The following is an 8,305-nucleotide window of genomic DNA, read 5'->3' on the forward strand; positions in this document are numbered from 1 at the left end:
AAGCAGAGTAAATACCATTAAACTGCACAATGTGTTATTAACAGCTAAATAACCACGTGGTTCGGAATCCATCCCACGCAAAAAAACTAGGAGCCTTACTATACATGTATCAGCCGTATACAGCGATATTCCTCATCTATCCTGCAACTCTCCCTCCATGCCAGTAAAGACGAGGAAATATGTTTAAAATCGCCAAAGAATTTCAATTTGATGCCTGCCACATGCTTGATGGCCATCAAGGCAAATGTCATAACCTGCACGGTCACACCTATCGCCTGATTGTCGAAGTCAGCAACCAGCTCCACTCACAAGGTTCCAGCAAAGAAATGGTAATGGACTTCGCCGATATCAAAACCATCATCAACCAGCACATCATCAGCCAGCTTGATCACGCCTATTTGTATGACCAAACCAACAGCAACGAATGCAGAATCGCCACCCTGCTTCAGCAAATGCAGCGTAAAGTATTTGCCTTCCCTTGCCGCACCACAGCCGAAGGTATAAGCCGTTTTATTTTCAATCAGCTAACTGCTCATCTGCCTGTATCCAAAATTACCCTATGGGAAACACCCACCTCCTATTGCGAATACCAGAATACCAAACCATGACCCAGTTTAACATCGTTGAAATCTTCGAATCCTTACAGGGTGAAGGCTACAATACCGGCATGCCTGCAATTTTCATCCGGCTGGCCGCCTGCAACCTCAGATGCCCTTGGTGCGATACAGACTTTATGCACTATCAAAGCATGTCCCTGCAACACATCCTTAATACCGTCCGCCAATATCAGAGCAAAAACATCATCATTACCGGCGGCGAACCCACCATCCATAAAAAACTACCATCACTCTTACACAGGCTCAAACAGGAAAACTACTATCTCGCCATAGAAAGCAACGGTCTGGGCATCGTAGATCCGCACATCGACTACATCGCCCTAAGTCCCAAATTTCATTACCGCCAGCACTATCCATTCCCAGCACAGAATCAGGCTGATGAAGTACGCATCGTAGTAGAAGACCACCCGGAATTCATCGCATTCTGCCTGAAAATCGAACAGCATATTCAGGCCAGACACTACTTCCTCTCCCCATGTGAACAAAACAATCAATTCAACATGCTCACCACCTTACAGACACTTGGTAAACTCAACCAGCACCGGCACAGTAATAAATGGTTGCTCAGCCTGCAAACTCATAAACTGGCCAATATCGAATAACTCGCACATAGCATATATCTCAGAACTATTGACAACAAACAAATCAGCCTAATATCATAAACAATACAGCTTAGATCAGAATTAAAATCAATATATTTTTCGTAACAATGCATCCTCGCTGTGCATTTATGCCAACAATTGTTACAATATAATCAACTTAAGAAATTATTTACTAACAAAATTATAGAGAACCTTTTTATGCAATCACATAACAACTACGACTTTACCCAACTAGGACAGGTAAGTGAAAACCAACAACTAATTGTCTTGCGCAAAGCCTACGCCCTGCTCGGACTATCATTCCTGCCTTGTGCTGCCGGAGCCTATGCCGGTGCTTCTGTAAACTTTTACTCCCTGTTCAGCAACTCATGGCTGCCGGTTGTTGCTTTCCTTATATTCGCCTATGGCTTGAGTTTTGCCATTGAAAAAAACCGTTACAACAATGTAGGCATTGCCCTGCTCATGGTGTTCACTTTCGGTATCGGATTTTTTGTCTCCCCGCTTTTACAATTCGCGCTAGCCTCTCCCATTGGAAGTCAGATTGTCGGCATGGCAGCTATGATGACAGCGGGCGTATTTCTTACCATGGCAACCATAGCCCACCATTCCAAATCTAACATGAACGGAATTGGTCAGTTCCTGCTCGTAGGCGCAGTTGTCCTAATCATCGGCATGATACTGAACATGTTCCTGCAAATACCTGCCCTGTCATTAACCATTTCAGCCGGTTTTGTTATCTTTAGCTCACTCATGATTATGTGGCAAATCCGCACCGTTATCGCCGGTGGTGAAGACAGCGCAACCAGCGCCGCATTAACCCTCTTCATCTCCCTATACAACATATTTACCAGCCTGGTACACATTCTGCTGGCCATTATGGATGATCGCTAACCAACCATATCAACCACGAAACTGCCTGAATCCAATGGAAATTCAGGCAGTTTTTTATTTAACCGCAAACATACACACAAAGCGCGCATAGCTACATCGCTACCCACACACCCCATTTAACACCTCATTCTCTTATAATAGCCTTTTACATAACAGACAAACATGAACCAAACCATTCACTGGACAGAACAAAGCCAGAACATGCATGCCATCTGGGGGGGTGATAGCCGCCATCCGGCACCTGATCATATACAAGTAATCAGCCAGAGCAATGCTGAACAGGCTCTGCATCTTATGCGTCAGAACATAGCGCTACTGTGGCGTGGCGATTACCATCAGGGCAAACAGCTACTGGCTGCAATCAAAAAACGCGTCCACAGCAAAGCCCGCACCCATACCGATTTTCACAAACATCGCCTGCAACAAGCACAGCACAGCCGCCTGTTCCAGCAACTATTAGTAGAAATCCAGCCACAAGGCCAGCTCAGAAACGGCCGAGCACCCAATGTTGCCGCCGCACTTAGCGATGTTTTCGGCAGCCCCAATCAGCACACCCTCCTCCTACCCCTACATTTGCTACTCGGCTACATTGGCGCCCATGAATGGCATAAAGCCGGAGTTACCATACCTGCCTTAAATGGACAAAAAATCCATGTCCCATATGGCGTTTTTTCCCCGGTACGCGGAGAATATCTCGAACTCGTTGCTCAGGCCAAACTACCAGCTCCCTGCCACATTGCATGGGACATCGGTACCGGCAGCGGCGTACTGGCAGCCATACTGGCACAGCGCGGTATACCCCATATCACAGCCACCGATAACAGCACACGTGCCATCGCCTGCGCCCAAGCCAACATACAGCGCTTAGGATTAACCGAACAAATTCATATTCAACACACCAGCCTGTTTCCCGGCGGCAGCGCAGACCTCATCATCTGTAACCCGCCATGGCTACCCGCCAAACCAAGCAGCGACATCGAAACCGCACTGTACGACCCGGGACACCAAATGCTACAAACATTTCTTACCCACGCCAAAAATCACCTTACCCCGCATGGACAAGTATGGCTAATCATGTCGGATATCGCCGAACATCTGGGTTTACGCCCGGCAGAAGCATTAGAGCAATGGATAAACACCGCTGGACTAAAACTGATTCACAAAACCGATATCCAACCCCAGCACCCGAAAGCACACCAACATCACCAATCCCTTGCCAGTGCCCGTAACCGCGAAATCACCTCCCTGTGGCAACTGGCAGCCAAATAAAAACAGGCAGCTGCATCATCATATAAACAGCAACAGACAAAATTCTTAATAAAATATATATCATTTGAATAATTAGATTAATTCCTGAGGATCTAAAGCCCAACAACTTACAACAAGCCAAAACTAATTAACCAATAGCGATTTTTCAATCAATATTAGGCTTATCTCCACTTATAGTTACGTGACCAAACACGCCTCAGTCGTCATAATATGTAGGCCTGTCCATTTTTCTTCAGAAAGTGCCGTTGGGTATTAGCCTCATTTATTATTTCGGTAATACGATACTCATTACCCTGTTTTCTGGTAAATTAAACACCAAATTGCAATCTATATTTATCGTATACAAATAACCAGCTACCATTTTATTAAATGGTAGCTTACAGATTTAATATCTTTCACCAACTTTTTTCATCTTTACCATATTGATTTTTCTAATATATATTCTAACTTATTATTTTGTTTTCTGGTTTTTCCTAAGTAGTACCAAAGTTAGTCCCGTTATTATTTTCCAAACTATTATCCACCGCCATGCGCCCAGCCTGATTATCCTGAGCTACATCCGCCATACTGCCACCAACAACCGCTCCGGTCGCGGCACCTGCTAGCCCCGCTATGGCTGATACCGTGGCTTTTTCTTCTGCGGTTAAATCTTTTACATCCTTTCCATATAGCCATTTCGATATAACCGGTGCCGTTGCCTTCGCTCCTGCTGCGGCTACTGCCGCTCCTACTACGGCATCATGAGCCACCAAATGTGCTGTATGCCTTCCGCATCTTTGCCTTTGAAGTACTGCCCAATTTGATACGATATGCTGGAATGGCTGTGGCGGCGATAATGCCGCCCTATATTATTGGTCGGTGCGACCAGTCCTGCACCGATAGCATTCAGTATTAGCCCGCTGGTATTCCATTGCGCCAGTTCTTTTTCATACTGCGCGCTGCTCCGGGCTAAGATTTTCTTGTTTCAGTTTTTCTTTCAGCTGATCTTTTTTGCTGTTGATCATCGCTGAGATAGCCTGCATGTTTTGGCTGAATTCCCGACTCACTTCGCGCTGTAAAACCAGCTCTTCCTGCACTTTATCTTTGTCAAAGTTATTGCTCAGATAGCCGGCTTTATCGGCATAGTTGTCGCTGGTCGTGTCGGTGTAAATGCCGGCGATGGTTTCGGCGGCACTTTTGCCGGTTTTCTGCTGCTGAGCGGCTTCATCGGTGATGATGATGTTGGTGTTGATGCCGATGGGTGGTGCTGCTGTCGTGCCCACTGTCGCTACCGTAACCTACGGTATTACTGGCTCCAGTACGACCCTGATTGGCCAGTTTAATGCTATCGTTCTGGCTTGGCTGGCTTTGCCCCATTGAGGAACCGCTGATGCTACCTCCGGCACCTATGCCGATACTGCTACCACTATAGTCGCTGTGGTTTTTGATATCGCTGCTGGTGAGGCTGCCAGTGCTTAGCCGGTTTTTACCTGCCGCTTCGGCGGCCTCGGTAGAGGTGATGATGGCGCCTTTAAGGTCGGTATTGCCTTTGACTTTGATCTGATAGCCATTGTCACCGGCAATGATACCGCTCTGTTCGGTGACACCGGCGTAATCGGCTTTGATTTTGCTCTTGCTGTAGTTGGCTGTGCCGGATACGCCATAGCCTACGGTCACTTGGCCGCTGATGTTCTGCTGTTTGCTGTTGTATTTGGCGGTGTCTTGCAGGCTTTCGATGTTCAGTTCAGCTGCATCGATGCTGACCCTTTGCCAATAACCTGGGCTCCTCTGATGTTGGTGGCACCGCCGCTGATAAAGCTGGTATTACCGCTGGTGCTGCCCATGAAGCCGCCGTTGATGGAGGTGTTGCTGGCTTTGAAGCTGGAGTGGTTTTCGATATCTTTGAAGGTGAGGCTGTTGGTGGTGAGCTGGTTGTGCTCTCTGGCTGCGCTGGAACCGATGGCGCCGCCTTGCAGGTCGATGCTATCGGCTTTGATGTGGTAGCCGTCTTTGCCGGCAAAGAGGCCGGACTGTTGGTTGACGGCGTTGAGGTGGCCGGAGGCGTTGCTGCTGTTAACGCCGCCGGATACTTCCCATACGCTGCCAAAGCCGCCTTGCAGGCGGATGTTGGCTCCGCTCTGGCTGATTTTCTGGTCTATTTTGTCTTGTGGGCTGATGATGCTCAGTTTGCCGCCGATGTTGGCGTCGATGCGGTTGGCGCTGGCCTGGGCTCCGATCAGGGTGGTGTTGCCTTTGCTGTTGAGGCTCAGTTTGTCTGATTGGAGGATGGTCTGGCTGTGGGTTTGAGCATTAAGGTGGTGGTTGCTCATTCAGGTATTTTAGCAAGTAGCTCGTCAATCTTATCTTTACCTTATGAATGAAGTTTTAGATACTTCTCGATTCTATAAAGCTGTATGAATTAGCGTAGCCATTCCATTTTACCTACAGTTTAAAGTGAAGATTAAATTAACTTAATAAATCTCGGCTAACATCACCTGTAATATAAAAAGATTTAAAAGCATTTATTACAATATCATAATTATGTGTCAAATGCCTTGCATCCCAATTATCGCCTAAGATATCAATCATTTCACCTTTTGCTAATTTATTAAAATAAGAACGAACGATATATTCACTTCCATTATCTTCACCTAGCGTAAGTAAGTATTGATTTTTATCGCTTAAAACCTGTAAAGAAATAGCTCCAATTTCATTGTCCAGTCTATCTAAAGTTATACTGCCACTATTATTCTTTAGTAATTTTAGATAATATCCAATAGTGGAAAGATCAACTAAATGGGTATTACCACCATCATCATTAATTATCCATGATAGAGAGAATTTCATAATTATTCACGCTCCCGTAAAGTTCTCATACCTGTTTTCCAATATAAAGTTTTTCCTGTTTTTTGTTCATAAATAGTTAATGATTTTACTCCAGCTTTTTCAGCAACTGCGGCTATATCTCCTCGACAATATCCACATACAGCTTTCCCAGTTACAGTCATACTCATATCAGCGCCTTTAGCAACTCCTGCTTTATGCGCTTGATGAATTGCACCTATTTCAGCATGAGCAGGCGATATTAGCTGGATTAAGTCAAATTGGTTATTCTCCACCGCATTCTGCCCGACCACTCCCGCTATCTGCGCATCAATCAGTGAACCACCGGTTAGCCCGCCTGATACGGTGGCCACTGCTGACGATAAATCTCTGATGCTGGCTTTGACATTTTCCGGTAAACGGTTCGGGTCTATGGCTTCGGGGGACTGATCTTTGGGCAGTTGTTTTGTAACTCTATCATAACAAAATTACAAATAGCAAAATAAAAACCCCACTATTTAAGTGGGGAGAATTAAATTAACTCAATAAATCTCGGCTAACATCTCCTGTTTCTAAAAACTCTTTAAATGCTTGTATTACCAAAGAAAAATTTTTGGTGGTAGATACAATAGCAAACGGTTCACCTAACATGGGAATAAATTCTTTAGATCCTGATTCATCATTAAACGTTCTAACTTCGATATCACCATCTTCCATATCTGTAGCAAATAAAATCATATAAATATGGATCAAAGTTTCATGATTATCTGAATAAAGAACCATTTCATAAGGCATAAATTCATCTTCTAAATCATTTCTTAATATTAATTTTCCATTATTAATTTTTAATATATCTAAATAATTATTTAGATCAGTTATTGTTGGCATCTCTATTGGAATAAGTTGAATTCTTTCACCATTTTTAAAATAGTATCCGCCTATTTCAAAATTAATCATTTCTTTTTAACCTCTCTTAGTTTTTTCATACCTGACTCCCAATAGTAAGTTTTAGGTAACTTTGTTACTTCATCAACCGCGTGAATCGTTACTGATTTTGCATTGGCAGCCTTTGCCGCTGAAACAATATCAGAGCGACAATAATTACATACATCTTTTCCTTTTACAGTGATTTTCAAATCAGCTCCTTTAGCAACTCCTGCTTTATGCGCTTGATGAATTGCACCTATTTCGGCATGAGCATTAGACATATTACTATTTGGCAACGGTAGATTATTTGTTTTACCTTTATCCATCAATTTTTGCTCTTTTGATTTTATTTTATCAGAAATTAAAGTTGATTCATTTGCATTTGCTTTATCTATAGGTCTAGCTGTTTGATTGGTATCTACAAACTTATGACCATTAACCTCCAGTTCAGCTGTTACTGTCGGTTTTGTTGTATTCGTCGTGCCTTTTCCAGCTACCTGTTCAGTCTTATGCGCACCTTATACCTTACCTTTTCCACCGCTCTGTGTCGCCCCACGTGATTCACTCGCTGTACTCTGGTGCTCAGTATTTTTTATTACCTGTCCATTCGGGGTTACTAACCTTCCAGCGTTTTGGTTGTATCTGGTCGTAATTGCTTTTATTTCATTTACTGATAATGCCTTACCTCGTTTTAGTGTCAGTGCAGTTATTACTGTATTAACACTCAATCCAGAATTATAAAGTGCATCTACTTGCTCTGCCATAGAGTACGACCCTATAGCCTGACCTGCAATCTGATACTGCAATACCCGCATTGCTATCTGCTGCTCAGATGCGCCTGACTGCCTCATTTTTTGCACTAAATTGGATAGTGTTATTTGCTGGAAGTCTGGATTGGCTATTACTCCGGATGGTGTCCATTTCTGGGCATCCATGTTGAATATGGGGGTGCTCCAGCCATCTTGGCTTTCGCCTGCACCTTGCATCATTTTGCTTGCATAGCTTGTTAACAATATCATTGATTCTTCAGTTGTTAATTCTCCGCTTCTATATAAGTCAAGTATGATTTTAGATGCCTGTTCGCTGGCTTCTATGTAGTCTTTTTTAACTTGCTGTCTGCATGCATCTGTTTTGCACTCATTATATTTTCTTTGGTAATCATCGGCATTTTGTACGCCGGCTTTTTTCAGTTTTTCG

General features: G+C 43.9%; 12 protein-coding genes, 1 pseudogene and 1 riboswitch. Of the genes and pseudogenes, 4 read left to right on the forward strand and 9 right to left on the reverse strand.

Annotated elements, in window-relative coordinates; genetic code table 11:
- Positions 1 to 50 precede the first annotated feature (50 nt).
- Positions 51 to 96: riboswitch (PreQ1 riboswitch) on the forward strand.
- An 83-nt stretch (positions 97 to 179) separates the two neighbouring features.
- The 4 genes from queD to BHC51_RS05975 all read left to right on the forward strand — a co-directional run bounded on the left by queD (position 180) and on the right by BHC51_RS05975 (position 3,379).
- On the forward strand, positions 180 to 608 hold the full coding sequence (gene queD, locus BHC51_RS05960; RefSeq protein ID WP_100099888.1) for a 6-carboxytetrahydropterin synthase QueD: 429 nt from the start codon (positions 180 to 182) through the stop codon (positions 606 to 608).
- Positions 605 to 1,219 carry a 7-carboxy-7-deazaguanine synthase QueE gene (locus BHC51_RS05965; protein WP_100135688.1) on the forward strand — a complete coding sequence of 205 codons (615 nt, stop codon included), beginning with the start codon at positions 605 to 607 and terminating at the stop codon, positions 1,217 to 1,219. The genes queD and BHC51_RS05965 overlap by 4 nt, the downstream gene beginning before the upstream one ends.
- 198 nt (positions 1,220 to 1,417) lie before the next feature.
- Positions 1,418 to 2,110 (forward strand): Bax inhibitor-1 family protein, encoded by a 693-nt coding sequence (locus BHC51_RS05970; RefSeq protein WP_100099890.1) that lies wholly within the window; start codon positions 1,418 to 1,420, stop codon positions 2,108 to 2,110.
- Positions 2,111 to 2,272: 162 nt separating this feature from the next.
- Positions 2,273 to 3,379: a N5-glutamine methyltransferase family protein gene (locus BHC51_RS05975; RefSeq protein ID WP_100153554.1), complete on the forward strand. Its 1,107-nt coding sequence runs from the start codon at positions 2,273 to 2,275 to the stop codon at positions 3,377 to 3,379.
- 473 nt (positions 3,380 to 3,852) lie between these two features.
- Here the strand turns inward: BHC51_RS05975 and BHC51_RS05980 are convergent, their stop codons facing one another.
- From BHC51_RS05980 to BHC51_RS12750, 9 genes and pseudogenes are all read right to left on the reverse strand, one after another.
- Positions 3,853 to 4,128, reverse strand: coding sequence for a VENN motif pre-toxin domain-containing protein (locus tag BHC51_RS05980; RefSeq protein WP_180296441.1), 276 nt, complete (start codon positions 4,126 to 4,128; stop codon positions 3,853 to 3,855).
- A 177-nt stretch (positions 4,129 to 4,305) separates the two neighbouring features.
- Positions 4,306 to 4,641 carry a hypothetical protein gene (locus tag BHC51_RS05985; RefSeq protein WP_100153556.1) on the reverse strand — a complete coding sequence of 112 codons (336 nt, stop codon included), beginning with the start codon at positions 4,639 to 4,641 and terminating at the stop codon, positions 4,306 to 4,308.
- A complete protein-coding gene (locus BHC51_RS05990) occupies positions 4,583 to 5,035 on the reverse strand; it encodes a hypothetical protein (RefSeq protein ID WP_100153557.1) in 453 nt (150 codons plus the stop codon). Before BHC51_RS05990 ends, BHC51_RS05985 begins: the two co-directional genes overlap by 59 nt.
- 62 nt (positions 5,036 to 5,097) lie before the next feature.
- Positions 5,098 to 5,688: a hemagglutinin repeat-containing protein gene (locus BHC51_RS05995; protein ID WP_100153558.1), complete on the reverse strand. Its 591-nt coding sequence runs from the start codon at positions 5,686 to 5,688 to the stop codon at positions 5,098 to 5,100.
- Between the two features lie 136 nt (positions 5,689 to 5,824).
- Entirely contained in the window at positions 5,825 to 6,205 is a 381-nt protein-coding gene (locus tag BHC51_RS06000) for a DUF6911 family protein (RefSeq protein WP_100153559.1), read from the reverse strand.
- Positions 6,206 to 6,207: 2 nt separating this feature from the next.
- Positions 6,208 to 6,642: a cytidine deaminase-like fold-containing protein gene (locus tag BHC51_RS12740; protein ID WP_100153560.1), complete on the reverse strand. Its 435-nt coding sequence runs from the start codon at positions 6,640 to 6,642 to the stop codon at positions 6,208 to 6,210.
- 76 nt (positions 6,643 to 6,718) lie between these two features.
- Positions 6,719 to 7,138: a DUF6911 family protein gene (locus tag BHC51_RS06010; RefSeq protein ID WP_100153561.1), complete on the reverse strand. Its 420-nt coding sequence runs from the start codon at positions 7,136 to 7,138 to the stop codon at positions 6,719 to 6,721.
- A pseudogene (locus BHC51_RS06015) lies at positions 7,135 to 7,569 on the reverse strand (cytidine deaminase-like fold-containing protein); the annotation flags it as partial. The gene BHC51_RS06010 and the pseudogene BHC51_RS06015, both read right to left, overlap by 4 nt.
- Before the next feature lie 57 nt (positions 7,570 to 7,626).
- The coding region (locus tag BHC51_RS12750) for a hypothetical protein (RefSeq protein WP_180296442.1) at positions 7,627 to 8,305 on the reverse strand (679 nt) is incomplete at its 5' end.

Source organism: Snodgrassella alvi (genome assembly GCF_002777745.1).
Taxonomy (GTDB): domain Bacteria; phylum Pseudomonadota; class Gammaproteobacteria; order Burkholderiales; family Neisseriaceae; genus Snodgrassella; species Snodgrassella alvi_D.